The organism is Thalassotalea ganghwensis (genome assembly GCF_053485795.1).
The window spans coordinates 146,602-164,887 of record NZ_JBQRUM010000008.1; the positions used below are offsets into that span (position 1 = coordinate 146,602).

The 18,286-nt window shown below is 38.4% G+C and carries 15 protein-coding genes; 8 read left to right on the forward strand and 7 right to left on the reverse strand.

Annotated features, from left to right (window positions below; all coding sequences use genetic code 11):
* Positions 1-74: 74 nt before the first annotated feature.
* A complete protein-coding gene (locus ACSLUH_RS10305) occupies positions 75-938 on the reverse strand; it encodes a type 2 periplasmic-binding domain-containing protein (RefSeq protein ID WP_448566638.1) in 864 nt (287 codons plus the stop codon).
* A 330-nt stretch (positions 939-1,268) separates the two neighbouring features.
* Between ACSLUH_RS10305 and ACSLUH_RS10310 the strand changes: the two genes are divergently transcribed.
* The 3 genes from ACSLUH_RS10310 (at position 1,269) to ACSLUH_RS10320 (ending at position 5,319) form a co-directional block, all read left to right on the forward strand.
* Complete coding sequence (locus tag ACSLUH_RS10310) at positions 1,269-1,910, forward strand: DUF1707 domain-containing protein (protein WP_448566640.1); 642 nt, start codon at positions 1,269-1,271, stop codon at positions 1,908-1,910.
* A 432-nt stretch (positions 1,911-2,342) separates the two neighbouring features.
* Positions 2,343-4,328: a methyl-accepting chemotaxis protein gene (locus ACSLUH_RS10315; RefSeq protein WP_448566642.1), complete on the forward strand. Its 1,986-nt coding sequence runs from the start codon at positions 2,343-2,345 to the stop codon at positions 4,326-4,328.
* A 100-nt stretch (positions 4,329-4,428) separates the two neighbouring features.
* A complete protein-coding gene (locus ACSLUH_RS10320; protein ID WP_448566644.1) occupies positions 4,429-5,319 on the forward strand; it encodes an alpha/beta fold hydrolase in 891 nt (296 codons plus the stop codon).
* A 328-nt stretch (positions 5,320-5,647) separates the two neighbouring features.
* Here the strand turns inward: ACSLUH_RS10320 and ACSLUH_RS10325 are convergent, their stop codons facing one another.
* Both ACSLUH_RS10325 and ACSLUH_RS10330 read right to left on the reverse strand, forming a co-directional pair.
* Entirely contained in the window at positions 5,648-6,079 is a 432-nt protein-coding gene (locus tag ACSLUH_RS10325) for a hypothetical protein (protein WP_448566646.1), read from the reverse strand.
* Positions 6,080-6,207: 128 nt separating this feature from the next.
* Positions 6,208-7,014 carry a choice-of-anchor H family protein gene (locus ACSLUH_RS10330; RefSeq protein WP_448566648.1) on the reverse strand — a complete coding sequence of 269 codons (807 nt, stop codon included), beginning with the start codon at positions 7,012-7,014 and terminating at the stop codon, positions 6,208-6,210.
* Positions 7,015-7,209: 195 nt separating this feature from the next.
* Here ACSLUH_RS10330 and ACSLUH_RS10335 point away from each other — a divergent pair, with 195 nt between their 5' ends.
* From ACSLUH_RS10335 to ACSLUH_RS10345, 3 genes are read left to right on the forward strand one after another with little or no spacing between them, the layout of a single operon-like run.
* On the forward strand, positions 7,210-7,500 hold the full coding sequence (locus ACSLUH_RS10335) for a PepSY domain-containing protein (RefSeq protein ID WP_448566650.1): 291 nt from the start codon (positions 7,210-7,212) through the stop codon (positions 7,498-7,500).
* Positions 7,500-8,174, forward strand: coding sequence for a response regulator transcription factor (locus ACSLUH_RS10340; RefSeq protein ID WP_448566651.1), 675 nt, complete (start codon positions 7,500-7,502; stop codon positions 8,172-8,174). Before ACSLUH_RS10335 ends, ACSLUH_RS10340 begins: the two co-directional genes overlap by 1 nt.
* An 11-nt stretch (positions 8,175-8,185) precedes the next feature.
* Positions 8,186-9,553 (forward strand): ATP-binding protein, encoded by a 1,368-nt coding sequence (locus tag ACSLUH_RS10345; RefSeq protein WP_448566653.1) that lies wholly within the window; start codon positions 8,186-8,188, stop codon positions 9,551-9,553.
* Positions 9,554-9,567: 14 nt separating this feature from the next.
* Here ACSLUH_RS10345 and ACSLUH_RS10350 read toward each other — a convergent pair whose 3' ends face one another.
* The 4 genes from ACSLUH_RS10350 to ACSLUH_RS10365 are packed head-to-tail and all read right to left on the reverse strand — an operon-like array spanning position 9,568 to position 14,826.
* Complete coding sequence (locus ACSLUH_RS10350) at positions 9,568-11,625, reverse strand: alpha/beta hydrolase family protein (RefSeq protein ID WP_448566655.1); 2,058 nt, start codon at positions 11,623-11,625, stop codon at positions 9,568-9,570.
* Positions 11,626-11,685: 60 nt separating this feature from the next.
* Complete coding sequence (locus ACSLUH_RS10355) at positions 11,686-13,506, reverse strand: hypothetical protein (protein ID WP_448566657.1); 1,821 nt, start codon at positions 13,504-13,506, stop codon at positions 11,686-11,688.
* Between the two features lie 12 nt (positions 13,507-13,518).
* Entirely contained in the window at positions 13,519-14,418 is a 900-nt protein-coding gene (locus tag ACSLUH_RS10360; protein ID WP_448566659.1) for an ABC transporter ATP-binding protein, read from the reverse strand.
* A 15-nt stretch (positions 14,419-14,433) separates the two neighbouring features.
* On the reverse strand, positions 14,434-14,826 hold the full coding sequence (locus tag ACSLUH_RS10365; protein ID WP_448566661.1) for a GntR family transcriptional regulator: 393 nt from the start codon (positions 14,824-14,826) through the stop codon (positions 14,434-14,436).
* 206 nt (positions 14,827-15,032) lie between these two features.
* On the opposite strand from ACSLUH_RS10365, the gene ACSLUH_RS10370 reads away from it, so the two are divergent.
* Both ACSLUH_RS10370 and ACSLUH_RS10375 read left to right on the forward strand, forming a co-directional pair.
* A complete protein-coding gene (locus ACSLUH_RS10370) occupies positions 15,033-16,346 on the forward strand; it encodes a DUF3300 domain-containing protein (protein WP_448566663.1) in 1,314 nt (437 codons plus the stop codon).
* A 100-nt stretch (positions 16,347-16,446) separates the two neighbouring features.
* The gene (locus tag ACSLUH_RS10375; protein ID WP_448566665.1) at positions 16,447-16,866 is read left to right on the forward strand and encodes an acyl-CoA thioesterase; all 420 of its coding nucleotides are present in this window, start codon (positions 16,447-16,449) and stop codon (positions 16,864-16,866) included.
* Positions 16,867-18,286: the final 1,420 nt, after the last annotated feature.

Below are 18,286 nucleotides of genomic sequence, written 5' to 3' on the forward strand. Positions count from 1 at the left end.
CTTATTTTGTCAACACAATGATATCGCGTGTTGATACACATCAAATTAATTGTAGTTAGTGTAAAGAATAGTTGTTATTCAACTTTAGTCGCATCTAGAGTCGTTTGCTGAAAAAAAGTCGAGAAACTGTCATGAATTGATGGTGGAAGATGCTTAATATGAGCCTGATGCAACGAGTTATTTTCATACAAAGACTTCAAGACTTTATTTGCGTCTTCAATAAATTTTTTACCAACATTGCTATCATGACAAGCAATATGAGCGACAACATAATTGTCGTTATTGGCTATTTCTAATGCGACTATATTTTCACTTTGACGATATTGTTTTATCTTATCTTCAACCTGTGTCGGGAAGTCTAAAATAAAATCCACTCGATGATTGAAAAATAGCCGACTTATCGCATTGTATCTATCATCACCTGATCGAATAGCAATATTGCGTAAAGGAACTTTTGCCAGTTCTTGATCTAAATATTTACCAAAAGATATGCCCTTAGCTTTACCGATAACTCTCGATGGTAGCTTTTCAAATAAGCTTTGTAGTGATGTTAATTGACCCTCTGCATTAAGCAACTCAGCAGGTATTGAGACATTATCCTTTAAGTAATAGAGTCGATGGCTAGGGTGTATATTAAGCGGTAAACTAAAAATATTTTCCCTAGCTCTTTGCTCGGTTTTTATTCGGTTACCGACACAAGCATTGTGCATGTTTTGCAACTGATTATTTATCCGTGCGAGAGAGGCATATTGAAGATCAAATTTGTATTGTGGCAACGCCTGAAGCACTAAGTTGACCGAGTCTGTGCTAATAGAAACCGTTTTATCTAATAATAAATCACCCAAGTCTCTGCTGTCGTCGGTTAACCAAGTAATTAACGTTTGAGCATTTAGCGTAGATGACACGAGTATCAATAAAATGGGAAGTATTCTATACAAAACGACGACTTATATATCTTTAAGCTGGTAGCTCAAGTTTAGTTGATTTCTGATATTATTAAAGTGTTTGCTAACACACTACGCGTAATAGTCTAGCGCCGTGAACATGCCGTTATTATGTTAAATATATAGGGAAGGATGTTAATAAAAAATAGTGGATAAGACTAATAACTGGTTTTATCAACTAAGCTAGTTTTGGAATGTTTTAGTTTTCATTTTTAACTTGCTGATATATAAGCTTAAAATTATTATCTTTATCGTGGTGTAATAATTGCTTGTTTTGAAAGCATTCGCGGTACATTGGAAAAGTATAGAGAGTAAGGAAAGAGTATGCCTGTTGTCATTGAAGATAGACCACTAGAGAAAGTAAGAGAAGAAGTCATAGATCAACTGATTTTTAATTACAGTCATGGCAAATTGTCCTATGAAGCGTTTGAGCGTCGGTTAGATGCGGCAATGGCAAGCAAAAGTAATCTAGAGCTTGCCAAATTAGCCGAAGATTTAGAGGAAGTTACTGATAGTCAATATGTCGAGAGTAAAAGGCGTGATTTCGCTCCTCAATACACCACAGAGCAAATTGATGATGTCGACTATCTAGTTAATGTATTCGGTGGTAGCAATCGTAGTGGGCGATGGACAGCTGCACGAGAAATACGTTCGGTAAGTATTTTTGGCGGTGCCGATATAGATTTTACTGATGCCCAATTTGGTGAAAAGAAAATTACCTTAAAAGTCTTGTGCATTTTTGGTGGTAATAATATTTACGTTCCAGAAAATGTAAATGTTGTTTCCAAAGCTTTTTGTATATTTGGTGGCGTAGATGATAAAGCAGCGACAATTGCTGATTCGAATGCGCCAACAATCGTTATCGAAGGTTTAGTCGTTTTTGGCGGTATTGATATTAAGTTAAAACGTACGGTAAAAGAAAGGTTTGTTGCATTTGCTGATAGCTTAAAAAAAATGATCCAATAATTAGGGTCTGTTAGTCTTTTAAGGCTATTTTCAGTATGTGGTGAAGGTTTTATTAATGGCTGAGATGGCGTTTTGCTGTTATTCAAGTGGCTAGCAATAGCGTAGCAGTTAGACTTTAGAAACCTGCTCTGTGGATTTGATGAGCTATATTTTCCCTTTTGATGGTTGCTCTGCGCATAGAGCAACTATGCTTAGCATTAGTGCCGTGATTAAAATACCGTTAACTCTATCTAAACTTATCTGCTAAAGATTAACGCTCCCTATTGTTTGAAAATTTCTCAACGTGTTTCGATTTGATATTTTATCATCACCACAACATTTTAAGGACTCAAAATCTCACAGAAACAATTGTGTTACAGCAAAGTCATTGCCAAACTCATCGGATGTGCCTACTATTTGTTCAAAATATCAACTCCTCGGACAGTGTAAGTTATGTCAATTTCTAAAAAACTTTTAGTTTATTTACTAGGTTCTATTTCCATTCTTTTATTGATCAGTAGTGTCATCGTTGTAAGCTCACTTGCTCAAGATAGTCGTGAGAGCGTTAGAACCGAGCTAACCAATATTGTACAAATTGAAAGTGATAAAATTATGGCGTTTTTCACCGAAAAGGGTAAGCGCTTAGAAACCTTATTTAGAAATCCAGCTTTTACCCAATGGTTAGATGCTTATCAAGACAAAGATCACGATACCAGTGAAGATCAGCAGTACAATAATATGATTAAGACATTTACGGCTGAATCATCAAGTGACGCTAGTATTAAATCGATATTTTTTGCCCATGATCGTACCGGGGTCTATTTTTATGAGAAAGGTACCCATTGGGTGGAAGGCTATAACTTAACAGGCCGTTCATGGTACGTCGCAGCTGTTGAAAAGGATACGCTTAATATTGGCAAAATGGACTTAGATTCAATTGACCAATCAATTTATACTGCTATTTATTCTCCATTGAAAAATAGTCGTGGAGAACTGATTGGCTTGGCAGGGATGGACATTTTATTGCAAACAATGGCTGATATCGTTAGCAATACCAAATACCGAGGTCAAGGTCAGGCGTTATTGATCAATAAAAATGGCGAAGTAATGTACATGCCGCCTGTAGATGGTCAAGAACCTTTACCATTGAACGGACAATTGAGTTTACTTGATGAAAATAAGGGAAATTCAGGTTTTGGCGAATTAAAAACGTTAATTAGTCAAACGCATAATGGACGTTCAACGGTTACATTAGCAGGTGTTGAACAAGAAGTGACATACATTGAGTTAGATAATGCTCAGCCAGAGTTTACTTGGGTACTTGCTTTAATGGTACCAAGTCAACTTGTTGAAGAGAAAGTTAACCAATCAATAACTACTAGTATTATTTTTATTATCATTATTTTAGCGGCAATTACCGCAGTTGTACTGATTGTGACTCGCTCAATTGTTAAGCCACTAGTTGATATTAGTGATGCTATGGCAGATATAGCTCATGGTGATGGTGACTTAACCAAACGTATTGATATTAAATCTAATGATGAAGTTGGTACGGTAGCTAAAGAGTTTAACCACTTTGTCGAGCGAATTCATGAGTTAGTTATTCAAGTATCGGGTTCATCTCAAGGCCTAAATCAAACCATTGAGGACTTCTCTGTGATCACTGAACAAGCGGCGGAGCGTTCGCAGTCTTCGACTATCAAAGCCTCAGAAGCGACTTCCATTGTTGATGCGGTAGCAAACTCTGCGCAAACTATCGCAACCAATGCCCAAGAAGCAAGTGTGCGGGCACAAGAAGCAAGTGAAAGTGCGCTTACAGGACAAAAAGGAGTTGAGACGTCGGTCGATTCTATTGCACAAATGGCGTCGACAATTGAAGATGCCACGTCTGTTATCGCAACATTAAGACAAGATTCTGAAAGTATTGGCGAAGTGCTTAATGTGATTAGAGGGGTTGCTGAGCAAACTAATTTATTAGCACTTAATGCTGCGATAGAAGCAGCGCGCGCAGGTGAGCAAGGTCGAGGCTTTGCGGTTGTTGCAGATGAAGTGAGAACTTTAGCGAGTCGTACTCAAGAGTCGACTAATAACATTCAACAAATGATTGAAAACCTTCAATCGAGCTCAAAGCAAGCTGAATCTGTAATGGATTCAAGCCAGCAACAAATGCACCTTACGGTAGAGCAAGTGAATAACATCAGTGAAATATTTAAAGATATTTTAGTAAAGATAACGGATGTACAAGAGCAAAACGAATACATCGCGCAATCAACTGAAGAACAGACTCAAGCAACTGTTGAAATGTCTGCAACAATTGAAAGCTTTAAGCAAATGGCCGAAAAAGGCCAATTAGCTGCCGATAGTATGAAAGGTCGCTGTCAAGACCTGACCAACAACGCTCAAGAGCTGAACACTGTCGTTAGCCGGTTTAAATTGTAAGTTGTCACAATGTATTTGCTTATTGCGAAAGTATTAGTGGTTGCAGGTTAGGCCATTTCGAGCTACTGTTTCATTATTTGGTCAGACCAGTTTAGTTAACATGAATCAACAGTCGTATTTTATTGAGGATAAACACCATTTATTACATTTACGTCATATATGGTGTCAACCTGGTGGCATACCAGTGCTAATGCTTCACGGTACGATAGAGAATGGACGGATCTTTTATACTGAACGAGGTAAAGGGCTAGGATGCTTTTTAGCTGAGCAAGGTTTTGATGTGTTTGTCGCTGATTTTCGAGGGAAAGGAAAAAGCACGCCCGCGATTGCTGATGACCCTGAACATGGCCAGTTTGAAGCGATTACTCGAGATATTCCGCTATTTATCGAAAAGGTAGGTAGTATGAATCGTCAACCTGTGCATGTGATCAACCATTCTTGGGGGGGAGTGCTATTTGCCTGTAGTTTGATTCGTTATCCAGACTTAATTAAACGCGTAGCAAGTCAAATATGCTTTGGAACCAAACGTTCGATATACACCAAAAACCTTGAAAAGCTACTTAAAGTTGACCTATTTTGGAATATTGTTGCACCCAAGGTTGCTAAAAAATCAGGCTATTTAAATGCTAAAAAATTGAGGATCGGCGCAGAGAATGAGACAGCACACTTCTTGAGGGACTCTATTCGCTGGGTAAAGCCAAGTCGTTGGCATGATCATTTCGATCAATTTAATTATCATCAGGCAGCTAAGAATCTTAGATGGCCGCCAACCTGGCACCTTACTGGCGCAAAAGATAAAGTGCTTGGCAATCCAAAAGACGTAGAAGTTTTTATTAAAGAATGTGGCTTAAATCAAGCGAAATTTAATGTACTTTCAAAGCAAGCTGGCAATGCACATGATTATGATCACATTGATATTTTAACCAGTACTTCATGTGCTAAAGATCATTTTCCGGAGGTGGTTGAATGGTTGCGAAGTCATTCAACCTAAGCAACATTTATCAATTATTATCTAAAAAAATATCGACAACGGCTATTTTAATTTCGCTTTGGCTAGGGTCTGTTGACCTTTGTTTATTTTTTTTGCAATAGGTTATTTTTGATAATGGCAAAGCAGCGTGAGCGATGTTTGGTTATTCCAAATAAGCGAATGCTAATGACGCTAGTATTAAAAATAGCCATTGCCCGAAGGGCTGAAGCTAAAATGGCGTTACTCTTCGTTAAAAACCTATCATTTAGCTCACTAAACTTCTAAGTTATAGCCTTGATTAACGTCATTTTATCACTCAGCACAAATATAAAACAAAGATCAACAGACCCTAGCTTAACCAATTTTTGTTCTTAGCATGGAATGCAAGCCAAAACAGCAGTATTGCGATGGTAAAAACAATCGAGGGTAAAATAAGACTTTCTTGCCCTAAAATTTGATAAGCATCAGCTATTAGAAAGGCATGCACATTTTGGATAACAATGCCAACAATTGATAGCCCATACAAATGCAATGCCCATTGCTTTTTCATTAATAACACTATGCTCGCAAGGACTCCACTCCCGACAGCAATGGCAAAAGCCATCGTTGCCCACAAAGGCATGGTGTTATAATATTCTTGATGTTCTACGGGCATGGTCGCAAGTTGTTCCGGAGCTAAGTTAACTTGGCTGATAAACGCAAATGCGCCAATAAGATTCCACAAAATGGCGATAATTGCTGCTAAAGTAAACCAAAAAGGTACATTTGTCTTATTGTTCATATCAGCGCAATTTCCGTAAGAGCTTGTTAACTATGTTATTAAGTTTAACTTAAGTAACCAAAATTACTATAAAAAATTTCCTATAGCGGAGGGGCCCGCTAAAGGAAAATTTAACATGCACTAACCTTTTACTTTGTTTTAGTCATGTGCAGGCGACGATATATCATGATAAAGCTCAGTAACGCGAGAAGTGAAAAAGGCATGTTGCCACCATGGCCATGGCTTTCACTATGGTATACGACATATTCAGGGTCATAATCGCTACTTTCTAATGGAAGCGCGTATAAGTCATTAGTATCATCGCTACTATAGCTGGCAACAACGTCTTCATAACCCACTTCATATAAATCTATCAGTACGTCATATTCATTGGTGATATAGCCTTGTTCTAACGTGGTATACACTTCGTAAACATCATCGGTACTTTCGCCATAAATATTAAAAGGGTCAGTGGTAAAATAGTGGATCCATGGGCCACCATTTTTACTTAAATACAGATCTGCATAAACCGTAAATTCATCGTAGACACTAGCAGTAATAACGTCTGCGTCAAATGTGACACTAAATGTTTGAAAATAGCCATCTTCATCATAATCTTCAATAAGTTGCGCATAACCTTCGTAAATTGAGAAGCTATAAAACGCGGCTGACTTTTGTGGCGAAATCATTGCTTTTCGAGTTTGCTTATTAGCCATTGTCTGCTTTAGTAGTTGGTGTTGTTCTCGAGGGAGATAGGTCGCTCGTTTCTGTTGCTGGTCGTCTTGTTTGTTGATAAATTTTTCAGATAGTTCCTTTAAGCGTTGCTCTTTTGAGTTCTGTGCATGCTGTCCAGAAACAGAGTAACTTTTTGGCTGTTCTTGATCAGTGGCTTGTGCCGGCAACATGATAAAAATTGAAGAAGTTAATAGTGTTAAAGCGGTAGTGATGTTTTTCATAGCTTCTGTCCTTAAACAATAACGTTAAGGCTATTAAAGCTGAATAAAAATGAACTAAGCCTGAACGGGAAAGATGTTTTTTGTTCAGGTTTGATTCATCTGCATCGCGTTAATATTTAGCATGAGTTTGTTTATTTAAACCGAGTTATCTTTTACACTGACGTTTAAGTAACTGGATTCTGGTGTAGGTACATTATGAAGAAAATCATCGCGGTATTCGTTTTTCTTTTCGGGATAAGTTCACCTAATTTTGAAACTTTCCAATTTGGCGCTGTGGCTAATGCATATCAAGAGAACAATTCAAAAACCAAAGCGGTTAAGAGCTCACAGCAAGCGGCGAGTGTCGTAAAAAAGAAATACGGCGGTAAAGTGCTTAAAGTTAATAAGCAAAAATCAGACTACAAAGTGAAGTTATTAAAGCCTAATGGCCATGTGGTTTCAAAGAAAGTTGATGCTAAAACTGGCAAGATTAAAAAGGATAATTAATGCGGTTATTGTTAGTAGAGGACGATTTAGCGCTTCAACAGCAGTTACAACGTCAGTTAGTGAATGAAAACTACTCTGTTGATGTTGCTGATGATGGTGAAGTTGGCCTATTTCAGGGGGTGGAATACGATTACGATGCTGCCATCATAGACATTGGTTTACCTAAGTTAGATGGTGTTTCTGTGGTAAAGCAACTAAGAGCTCAAGATAAAAATTTTCCTATCCTAATTTTGACTGCGCGAAATCATTGGCAGGATAAAGTCAATGGCTTAGATGCCGGTGCTGATGATTACCTGACCAAACCCTTTCATGTCGAAGAGTTAACCGCTCGCCTTAACGCGTTGATTCGACGTAGTGCTGGCAAAGCCAGTACAGAAATTACCAATGGTCCATTTACCCTGAATACCGCTACCGCTGAAGTTTTCGTTAACAATTCTCCCGTGAATCTCAGCGCGCATGAATTTAAAATTTTCAAATACATGATGTTGCATATTGGTGAAGTCAGTTCAAAAACAACCCTCACAGAACATATTTATGATCAAGACTTTGATTTAGACTCTAATGTTATTGAAGTGTTTATTCGTCGATTAAGGAAGAAGCTTGATCCAGATAACCAATGGAAGTTTATCGAAACCTTGCGAGGGCAGGGGTATCGGTTAGTACGGTTTAATTAGCGATAGATACCTTGAAGCATTTGTTTGGGGTTGTTCGACAATCGTTAAAAGCACGCTTATATCTCAGTATTTTTTTAATGACAATTATTGTTTTACCGGTAATTGGCATGATCATCGTCAGCGCCTATCAACGACACATGTCAACCAGCCTTGAGAATGAGCTTAGTGCCTACGTATATTCTATATTAGCGGTAGCAGAAGTCGAAAATTCGAATTTGATCATGCCAGAGGCTCTGGCGGAAAATCAGTTTAATGTTAGTCAATCGGGTTTATATGCCGCGATAACATTACCCAACATACCTTTATCTCAAGCAGTATGGCGTTCAGAATCTTTATTGACAGTAAGGTTACCTAGTCGAGCATTCGTTCTTGAGGTCGGTGAACAATCATTTAAAAGCTTAGTGGTAAACAACACACCGCATTTCCTGTTTAGTTATGCGGTGAGTTTTACTGACGAAGATAGTGAGTTTCCACTGGCGCTGCACATCATCAAAGATAAAAGTGAGTTTCTTAGCCAATTAACCGCATTTAAACAACAAGTTGTTGTTGGCTTGCTTATCTTAATGATTGTGATTCTGCTTGTGCAACTTTTGTGGCTTAAATGGACGTTAAATCCGCTGTCTACTTTAGAGCAGGAAATTCGAAAAATTGAACAGGGTGTTGGTAGCAGTTTAACAGAGCATTATCCCAAAGAGCTAAGTAAAGTCACCGATAGGCTTAATCAACTCTTGGCTACAGAGCAAAAGCAACGTGTTCGATATAGAAACTCTCTTTCTGATCTCGCACATAGTTTGAAAACACCTTTAGCGGTGTTGCAGGCTGAACCCAATATAAGCGCGCAATCGCTAGAGCAGTTGCAGCGAATCAACAATACGATCGAACACCAGTTAAAGCGAGCACAAAGCGCAGGGCATAATTCTTGGTTGGTCGGCGTAAATATTAAAGAATGTGCAAATAAGCTCATTACAAGTTTACATAAAATCTATCGAGATAAGCAGGTCGAATGTCACATTGTAATAGCGCCTGAAGTATCATTTAAAGGAGATGAAGCAGACTTATTAGAGATATTAGGTAACTTGCTTGATAACGCCTATAAAGCGGCCAAACATCGTGTGAACCTAACCGTTAATCAAAATAAAGAAGAGCTACATATTACTATTGAAGATGATGGTAGCGGGATATCTGAAGATGTTAAACAAGTCATCTTTGAACGAGGTGTCAGGGCCGATACTTATCAACACGGTCACGGAGTTGGCTTAGCCATCGTCCGTGACCTCGTTGAAAGCTACAGTGGTAAGTTAACTATCAGCCAGTCTCAAACATTATTAGGCGCTAAGTTTGTGCTAGTTTTTGATGTGTTAAGCAAAAACTTAGCCTGAAGTTGGTGAACATTTCAGCTGCCACTATGTTCCTTCGATAAATTGTTATATAGGGTACTAACGTTGTCGCTGCTAAACGCTTCCATTTTCTTTAGATGTTGTTGATAGTGACTATCGTTCGACTCGACGGGCGTGCCACCTAAATGCTGTTTGAAAAAACGCTCCATTAAATAAATGAGTGAAGACCAAGTAGGATCCCAGTTAAATGAATGAGTGGCGTCATTATCGATAAATAAACTGATTGGTTTTCCAGCATTCTTAAGTGCCAATGCATAACGTTTTACGCCCGCAACAGGTACTTTTCGATCTCTTGCTCCTGCAGCAATTATCAAGGGCGCTTTTATCGCCATTTTATGTGCTTCAGGAGAAACAGAATACATGTGCTCGACTTCTGCTTGATTTCTTTCGTCAAACAAAAATACGCGGTCTTGATGTAAGCGGTCAAACCCTCGAAGCGCCCGTTCTCGTCCTGATTTTTTTAATTCTTTGTCTGAATTAAAGCTGATCATTTGTGCGGGAGGCGCAGACGCAAAACCCGCTTTAAAGTAGTCAGGTTCAAATGCAAGCGCACCTAATACAGAAAAACCACCAAAAGAATGTCCGAAAATAGCGAGCTTTTGACGGTCACCTATGCCTTTTGACAGAAGTGTCTCGATACCGTCAATGATATCGTTGTGTGTTGGACCTTTACCAAAGGTTTTGGCGCCAGCGGTTATAAAGTCAACGCCAAAGCCCCAAGATGCCCTAAAGTTTGGTTGAAAAACAATATAACCATTGCTCACTAAAATCTGTGTTATCACATCATATTCACCTTTTAAGCGCGTCCATGGTCCGCCGTGTATAAAGGCGACGACTGGCGCTGTTGTTAGATCAACATCTTTTGGCAGCCAGACATAACTTTGAATATCGAGACCATCACGCGCTTTGTATGTCATTGGCGAGGGTTTTGCTAAATGAGTAGACGAAATTTTGACTGAATTAAGCTCGATTTTATTGGTGATCTTCGTTAGATGCTCGTTTCTCGATTTAAAAATATAGTAGTCAGGTAATTGCATATTGCCAGCGGAAACCTGCACTAGCCATTGAGATAAATCGTTATTCAATTGCAAAGATAAGTTCTTTTCGGGAAATTGATTTGTTAAATAATCAAGTGATGACTGCAACGATTTATTAGGACTATAAAATCGACGGTAGTCACCAAAAAAGCTAGTAAATACATGTTGCCCACGATGAATATAAGATGTTTCTCTATCTGAAATTTCTTCAGGGTCGACCATTAAGATGACTTCGTCATTAGAATCGATTGTTAATCTTGAAATCGCGTCAAGGCGAGATTGCGCATTGCTATCGATAAACAGGTATCGCTGTTCAATATTTACACCCAGTAAACTGCAGCGTGTAATCATGTCGCAAGAGCGCAGTGAGCGTAACTCGCCATTTTCGAGCGCCATGATTTCAACGTGATCGTTAAACGCTAAGGTATAAAATAGTGCGTTATGGTTAGGAAAGTGATAGAAGTTTTTGATTCGTTGTTTAGATGATAATAACACTTGCTTTTGGTTTTGTTCATTTAAGGTAAAAATACGATGTGATTTCTCATCTTCTTCACTGAAATAAATGCGCTCGTTAGCCGTATCGTATTTAAAAAACCTCTGTTTTAAGGTCGGATCGAATTTTAATATGGTTTTGCGCTTATCTTGCTTATTTATTGGCATAAACAGCAACGAACTTTCAGTTAAGACATAAAGGGACTCACTAGAACTATGCCATATGGGAGCGGTGATAAAAGGAGATGCGAGAATACTATCAATCTTATTCGTTTCTATATCTAACACCTTCAATTGACGCACAGATTTACCGTCAATGGCATAGATCCATGCGATCTTTTTACCGTCTGGTGATAAAGTTACTTGATGGCTACTGGGTTGTTGATAAAAATCGTCGATGCTTGCTTTCACCAATTTAGGTGGTAGAGTTTGAGCAGCAAGCTTGGCACTCATCGCTATTACAGCGGTTAGTAGTGATAAACAGGCGCAAAGCATCCTCGCCCATTTGATTGGGTGATTCATCATATATTTCCTCTGTTAGTGGCGCAAATGTAATTGCGCCGTTTAGATAAGTTGAAGTTTGAGCTAACTTTTCGTTTGGGTGTCGTTACCTTCTGGCTGCCAATCAGATAACATCCAGCAAGCAATAGCGCCCGGGATGCCAGCTAATGCAGAGCCTACTACCCAACAAGTTTTTTCTAACAATGATTTTGTAGAGCGCCTCATTAATACAAAGGCAAAGAGTGCAACAGCAAAGGTTATCGCTATTGAGATATAAAGAAATATCAGTGGTAGTTTCACGGGGATATCTTTGATTAGGCCAAATTTAATGCTTGCGTAAAGGTTCGAAATCATAAAATCTCGATAGTACATCCAGTCTGGCCAGCCTTGAGATAACTGACGTTCAGTCACTTTTACAACTTCGCCTTCATAAAGTGTTTTATAGGTAGCCACATAGCCGTTTTTGATATCGGCAGCTCCTCTATCAAATACTCCATACTTGGTCGTACCGTATATGATTGATACTAAGTGGCCATCATATAATTCTGCAAAGGTGATTTGTTTTAGGTCATCTATCGATTCAGTAATAGGAACGATTGCAATGGGCTCTATGATCTGTGTGCTATTGAAAAACTGTCTTTTTAAGAATATTTGAATTTCATTGGTTAAAATCACAGCAACGAAATTAGAACCAACCAAAGGAGAATATTCAATACGTTGCTCTGAGTTGATATTTAGCTTGCTATCAAATGTTTCTGTTACTTCATTAAACTGAGCTAGCGTTTTGGCAAGAATAACGTAGCCTTTGTTTATCAACGGGACGCTATTAAAAGGAACCGCAGAGGCTAATGATTCAGAACGACCATTTACGCCAAGCCAGCCAGAAAAATTGTTATTTTTGTCCATCCCGACAAACAACATATTTTGATGAGAAAAGTTCCATCGAACTTGGCGTGTTTTATCGTAAAATGAAATGCCTCTGTCGTCCATAATTGGTTGATTTTTATAAGGCTTAGGTAATCTTGATAAATGACCAGTCGAGAAACTAGAAAAAGTAGCTAATGCTATTTCATTTTTGAGCGCTGAAAGTTCCTCGTGTTGATCGCCATGAATATTCCATAGCATTCGTTCTTTATCATCCATTACGTAAGTGTTGGTATAGTAGTTAGTCGTTGCTTCTGAAGACAGATTATTGTTAGTTAGACTAATGCCAAGATGACCAATTTCAAAAACGATGAAGCTAAGCACGGCAAAAATACTGTATTGAAGTAGGATATTGCTTGAAAGCGCGGATAACGGTTTTCGTAAGTTGATTTGTAAATTAACTTTAAATGTAGACCAAGCTAACAAGAACAGCACCAACATCATTATTCCCATCGGTACGAACTGTTCTATGCCTTTTATTTCTGCAGCAAGCACTGCAAATGGCAGCAGCACGGCACAGTAAGCAAGTTTTTTAGGGTGTAAGGTTGCAAAGACACAAGCAAAGTAAAAACTCATTGTCGTCAGAAAGGTATATAATACAATTAAGTAATGTCTAGGCTCTATTAATAGTGGATTGTTGATATCAAGGATCAGCAAGTAAACACTTACCGGTACCAAAACAATCACAAAAAGCATGGTGATGAAGGTTAACACCATACCAATAAAAATGTTAAAAAGTGAGATTGGTCTATGGATTAGATACGTCCAGTGGCTCATTTTCTTGTAGTGGATGAATTGGATCACGCCGATGACTACAGCAAATAAACTAGGAATAATGATCAATAAAATAAAGGCCAATTCACTCATACGATAAAGCGGAATTTTAGCGTTTAAAAACACAAGACAAAGTAAGTAGAGCAATGCTAAGACAGCCGTAAGTTTTTTGTATCTAATCCACTCGCAAATAAAAATATGCTTCATTTGTTTCTCCTATTATGCTGTGCAAGCGTGATTTTGAGCCAAAATGCTATTTATCGCTTTTTCTAAATTAACGGGTATCTTAAAAATGTCTGAAGCGCCAAGTTCTTGCAGATGTTGTTGGTAATCTTCGCTTTGATCTAGCACGACTAACTGATAGGCGTCATCAATTCGACTAACGGTTAAAAGGCCTGGAAGTTGCTCTTTGCTAGGAAGGCCATGGTCAAAATTTGCCATCCAAGCACCAACACGTTCAACAAATTCATCAGGGGTTGAGTGAATCCTTAACTTTCCTCGTTCTAAAACAAGGAGTTCGTCAGCAACTCGCTCTACTTCATCCATTGAATGCGAGCAATAGACGATGCCACATGGCGTTGAGTCTTGAATAGTTATTAACGCTTCTAAAAACGCTCTTTTAGCGATAACATCTAGGCCAAGAGTAGGTTCGTCTAATAAAAGTAGCTTGGGCTGTTGTGCTAATGTCATCGCGAGGTTAACACCAGCGCGCTCACCGCGAGATAATTGATGAATCTTTTGTTTTTGGCTGACGTTGAAGTAAGCAATTACGCTGTGATAAATATCGTCACTCCACTTTGTATATAAGGCCTTTTGCATCGAAACGAGTTTGTCAATCGGCATCCAATAGGGGAGTGAATGCTCTTCATTAACAAAACCTATTTCGCCACGAATGCTTGGTGTTAACGATTCGGTCGGGCAATTTAACGCCTTAGCTTTACCACTAGATGGCGCCATAATACCCAGTAAAATTTTAAATAAAGTGGATTTCCCTGCGCCATTGCTACCAACAATTGCGGTCGTTTTTCCGGCAGATATTTTTACGGAAAGGTCTGTCAGGGCTTGTTTTTGTCCATAGTATTTACACAGATTATCAGTTTCTATGACGTAATCACTCATAGGTTTCTTCCTGTTTTAATTTTTAGATTTATTTCGATAAAGTTCGTTGAGTTCTTTATCGATCAAGTCTAAAACGGTTTCTTTATCCAAAGTTGTTCCGGCAATATCAGCAATAAAACACGTCAAGGCTTCATTTAATTGTTTTATTTGTTCTTGCTCCGTTGCGCTTTGTTTAGGCGAGCAAGTAAATAATCCTAATCCGCTTTTTGACTCGACAACACCTAAGGCAGTTAACTCTTTATAGGCTTTGGCAACTGTATTGGTATTGATCATTAGCTGAATTGCTAGGCCACGTACACTAGGAAGTTTACTTCCCGGTGGCAGCTCACCTTTTACTATTTTTAGGTGAAGTTCATCGACAATTTGTTTAAAGATTGGCCGCGAATCTCCGGCATTTATTTGAATCATCTTAGTAACCAATTTGACTTTGTCATGAGTGTACCACCGAAGGTAGTACACCATAAACAGTGTACCATTTCAAGTGGTACACTTCTCTTTTTATCAATTTCAATAAACCGTGGCATTGGTTGCCAAAACTGTTCAGCTTTAATTCAGTTTACGTTGGTTACTCTATCGATATCGTCAACTATTACTGCGATATGCAAGGTGAACGTATGAAAATAACAGCAACACCACTTACTCCAACTAAATGGCTTCTGATCTTTTTGTTTATCATTTTCAGTAGCTTTTCACAGGCTCAAGATAGCGAAGAAGTCATTTTTTCTGATGCTGAACTCGCGCAATTATTAGCACCGATTGCACTGTACCCAGATACGCTATTAACCCATATCTTGATCGCGTCAACTTATCCGCTCGAGGTTATTGAAGCTGAGCGTTGGCTGTCACAACGGGAGTCTTTATCGAAAGCGGAAATCATAAAACAAGGGGAATATAAAGATTGGGATGCAAGTATTAAAGCCTTACTTCCTTTTCCTTTGATAGTGAACCGCTTAAGTGAGGATATTGATTGGATGCAAAGTTTAGGCGATGCATTCTTACAAGATGAAGCGCAGGTTATAGCCATGATTCAGACCTTGCGACAACAAGCTGAACAAGCGGGTAGCTTGGCGGAAATGGATAATGTTAAGGTTATTAAAGAGCACAAAACGATTATCATTGAGCCCGTTAAAGAAAGAGTAGTGTATGTACCTTATTATGATGCTCGAGATGTTTATGGCCACTGGCGTTGGACACATTACCCACCGGTTTACTGGCATAGACCTCATCACTATGCTTATCATCGTGGTCGTTTTTACTGGGATGTTGGTGTGCATATTGGCGTAAACTTCTTTTTTAGCGCTTTTCATTGGCACAATCATCACATTGTTGTTGATCACCACTCAACACGTCGTTATCACTCAAGTAGAAGGATCGCTAAAAGCCATCATGCCAAGCGTTGGTATCATAAGCCTAAGCACCGTAAAGGCGTTGCGTATAGCAGCGGCCATTTGAAAAAGAAATACGCCAGTAGTCGAGCAGCTTACTCAAATAAGACGATTCATCGCTTGAACAAAGAACAGACGAAGGTGATTAAAACGCGACATCACTCGCTAGAAAAGCAGCGTAAATTTTCAGAAAAGTTAGCTAAAAGCTCTGATAACGTTTATCGAACTAAAGGGCATAGCACTTATTCGAAACATAAAGAGAACGTTGATAAGAACAACGCTTCGCGCTTCAAACATAAAGAGTCGAAACCTAACTTAGATCACTTTCGTAAACAACGAAAAGCTGAGAAAGCGTATGACAAGCAAAAGCGAGAATTTCATCAGCGAGAAAAGAAAGCTGCAGGTTTTAATGCAAAAAGTACTGCTAAAACCAATAAGGAGGTAAAGCCTAAGGCGCATAAACCTCATCGCAGTCAGCATGTAAAGCCTGTTCATAACAAAGTACGTGTTGAACATAAGCGAGAGAAAATACGCAGAGAGTAAGATGATACAGCTAACTTTATTCCAGGCCTATTAGCAAGACGTGCTCAATGGGCTTTCTTTCGCTATACTCTAAGTTACTTTAATTAATAAGAAAAATCATATGCGTTTTTTATCTCGTCGACTGGTTTTGCCCAGTGATCTTAATTATGGTAGCTCACTTTTTGGTGGCCGAGTGCTTCAATGGATAGATGAAGAAGCGGCTATCTACGCTATATGTCAATTAGAAACCAAGTTTTTGGTTACTAAGCATATTGGCGAAATTAGTTTCGAAGCTCCTGCACATAAAGGCGATGTTGTTGAGTTTGGTCTTGAAACTAAAACCGTTGGACGAACCTCAATTACCATTAGTTGTTTAGTGCGCAACAAAGCGACAAAGAAAACCATTTGTTTTGCCGATGATATTGTCTTTGTAAAAGTTGATCCCGAATCAAGAAAACCAGTGCCTCATGGCAAAACGAAAGAGCAACTAGTTCAAAGGGCCAAACAAGAAATAAAGGATATCAAGAGCACAGAATCTTAGTTGCAGCAGCTTATATTTGACAGGCGGTGAAGAGCGAATAACGAACGTTGATAAATCTAATGAAGACCTAGATAACTTTGAGACGTAAAATATTATTAGAGTCACGGCAAATAATTTAGATGAAATATCTAATCCAATAGAAATAAGATTTTTTCAGCCTTAGACCCTAAGGCTTATCGAAATGTGTTCTCGAATCGACTCAATAAAAAGGTGATTTCGCCACTGGGATGACCTTTTTAACGCACTGTACTGACATACAGGTATAATAAGGGTTTTACAAACAGCAAGGATTACCTTCCTATTAAATAAATATTCTAGTTCTCGCTTTGTTTCTATGAAAATAAATAACTTATTGATTTATAATTATAAATTAAGGCTGCTATAGTATTTAATAGGAAGTAAAGCAAGTCTCGTTAAATAAGGTCTCGCTTTGTTTTTCAATTAGTTTGCAAGAATGGAATTAATGTGATGGAATATTTCAATATAAATCAATATATTATTATCGATGCGTTTAATTTTGATTTTGGTTTACACAAAATGCAAAAGTGTACTTCTCGATAATAAGCGTTATGTGTTTAAGTTATGGATTGTCCTCATTGCAAAGAAAATAGTATTTCTAGAGCTCGCCTTATTCTGAGTTATGTGGGCGTTCCTGTGGGCGTCGTTTATTGTAAACATTGTCATGCTATTGTCTCTATAACGGAGGCCAAAAATCCGATTCTCCAAGCTTTGCTTTACATAACTTGGTTGATTACAGCAGTTTTACTTGCTTTTAGTTCATTGTCTTTATTTGGTAACTTTTGGCTGGGCATTGTTTTAACTTTAGTTTTATATTTGGGGCGTGCTTATTTAAAGTCTAGAGAAAAACTGACTTATATCAGGTAAACACATAACAAGCCATTGCAGTGTGGGACTTTTAATAGTTGGCTTTCCTCACTGTGTTCGTTATTTTAGCCAACAATTAAAAGCCCCTGAATGGGGCGTTAGCTTTCCGGAGGGCATATCTACGAATTTAGCTTGTGGTGGGAAAACTTAAAAACACTTTCCCTTATGCTTTTTTTAATATTTATGGCAATTATGTTTGCTGTAACGATGTATAGCTTAGGCCTTCATAAAATCCAACATAAAGCTAAATATTTGCTGCTAATAGCAATAGGGTACCCATTAATTATTTGTTACGGTGTGTTCGGACATTTTGAGGAAAACGAACAATTGAGCCTCAGAATAAAAAATGGAGAAGTCGAGAAAGTTTCAGGTACTCTTCATAATTGGTTTTGGGGTGAAAAGTGAGGTTATACTGAACCTAAATGGAGTTTAAGCTCAGTTGAGGAACTTAAAATAGGTGACAGTGTTTTGGTACGTCTTAGCCCACGAATAGAGTCTGGGGGAGTTGGGTGCTACGACGGCTCGCTAAAAAGTA

Excerpts from the sequence above, each read along its gene's own strand:
- ACSLUH_RS10335 (WP_448566650.1), top strand. The coding sequence starts at position 7,210 with ATGAAGAAAATCATCGCGGTATTCGTTTTTCTTTTCGGGATAAGTTCA.
- ACSLUH_RS10315 (WP_448566642.1), top strand. The coding sequence starts at position 2,343 with ATGTCAATTTCTAAAAAACTTTTAGTTTATTTACTAGGTTCTATTTCC.
- ACSLUH_RS10330 (WP_448566648.1), bottom strand. The coding sequence starts at position 7,014 with ATGAAAAACATCACTACCGCTTTAACACTATTAACTTCTTCAATTTTT.
- ACSLUH_RS10375 (WP_448566665.1), top strand. The coding sequence starts at position 16,447 with ATGCGTTTTTTATCTCGTCGACTGGTTTTGCCCAGTGATCTTAATTAT.
- ACSLUH_RS10365 (WP_448566661.1), bottom strand. The coding sequence starts at position 14,826 with ATGATTCAAATAAATGCCGGAGATTCGCGGCCAATCTTTAAACAAATT.
- ACSLUH_RS10355 (WP_448566657.1), bottom strand. The coding sequence starts at position 13,506 with ATGAAGCATATTTTTATTTGCGAGTGGATTAGATACAAAAAACTTACG.
- ACSLUH_RS10325 (WP_448566646.1), bottom strand. The coding sequence starts at position 6,079 with ATGAACAATAAGACAAATGTACCTTTTTGGTTTACTTTAGCAGCAATT.
- ACSLUH_RS10370 (WP_448566663.1), top strand. The coding sequence starts at position 15,033 with ATGAAAATAACAGCAACACCACTTACTCCAACTAAATGGCTTCTGATC.
- ACSLUH_RS10320 (WP_448566644.1), top strand. The coding sequence starts at position 4,429 with ATGAATCAACAGTCGTATTTTATTGAGGATAAACACCATTTATTACAT.
- ACSLUH_RS10340 (WP_448566651.1), top strand. The coding sequence starts at position 7,500 with ATGCGGTTATTGTTAGTAGAGGACGATTTAGCGCTTCAACAGCAGTTA.
- ACSLUH_RS10360 (WP_448566659.1), bottom strand. The coding sequence starts at position 14,418 with ATGAGTGATTACGTCATAGAAACTGATAATCTGTGTAAATACTATGGA.
- ACSLUH_RS10310 (WP_448566640.1), top strand. The coding sequence starts at position 1,269 with ATGCCTGTTGTCATTGAAGATAGACCACTAGAGAAAGTAAGAGAAGAA.
- ACSLUH_RS10350 (WP_448566655.1), bottom strand. The coding sequence starts at position 11,625 with ATGATGAATCACCCAATCAAATGGGCGAGGATGCTTTGCGCCTGTTTA.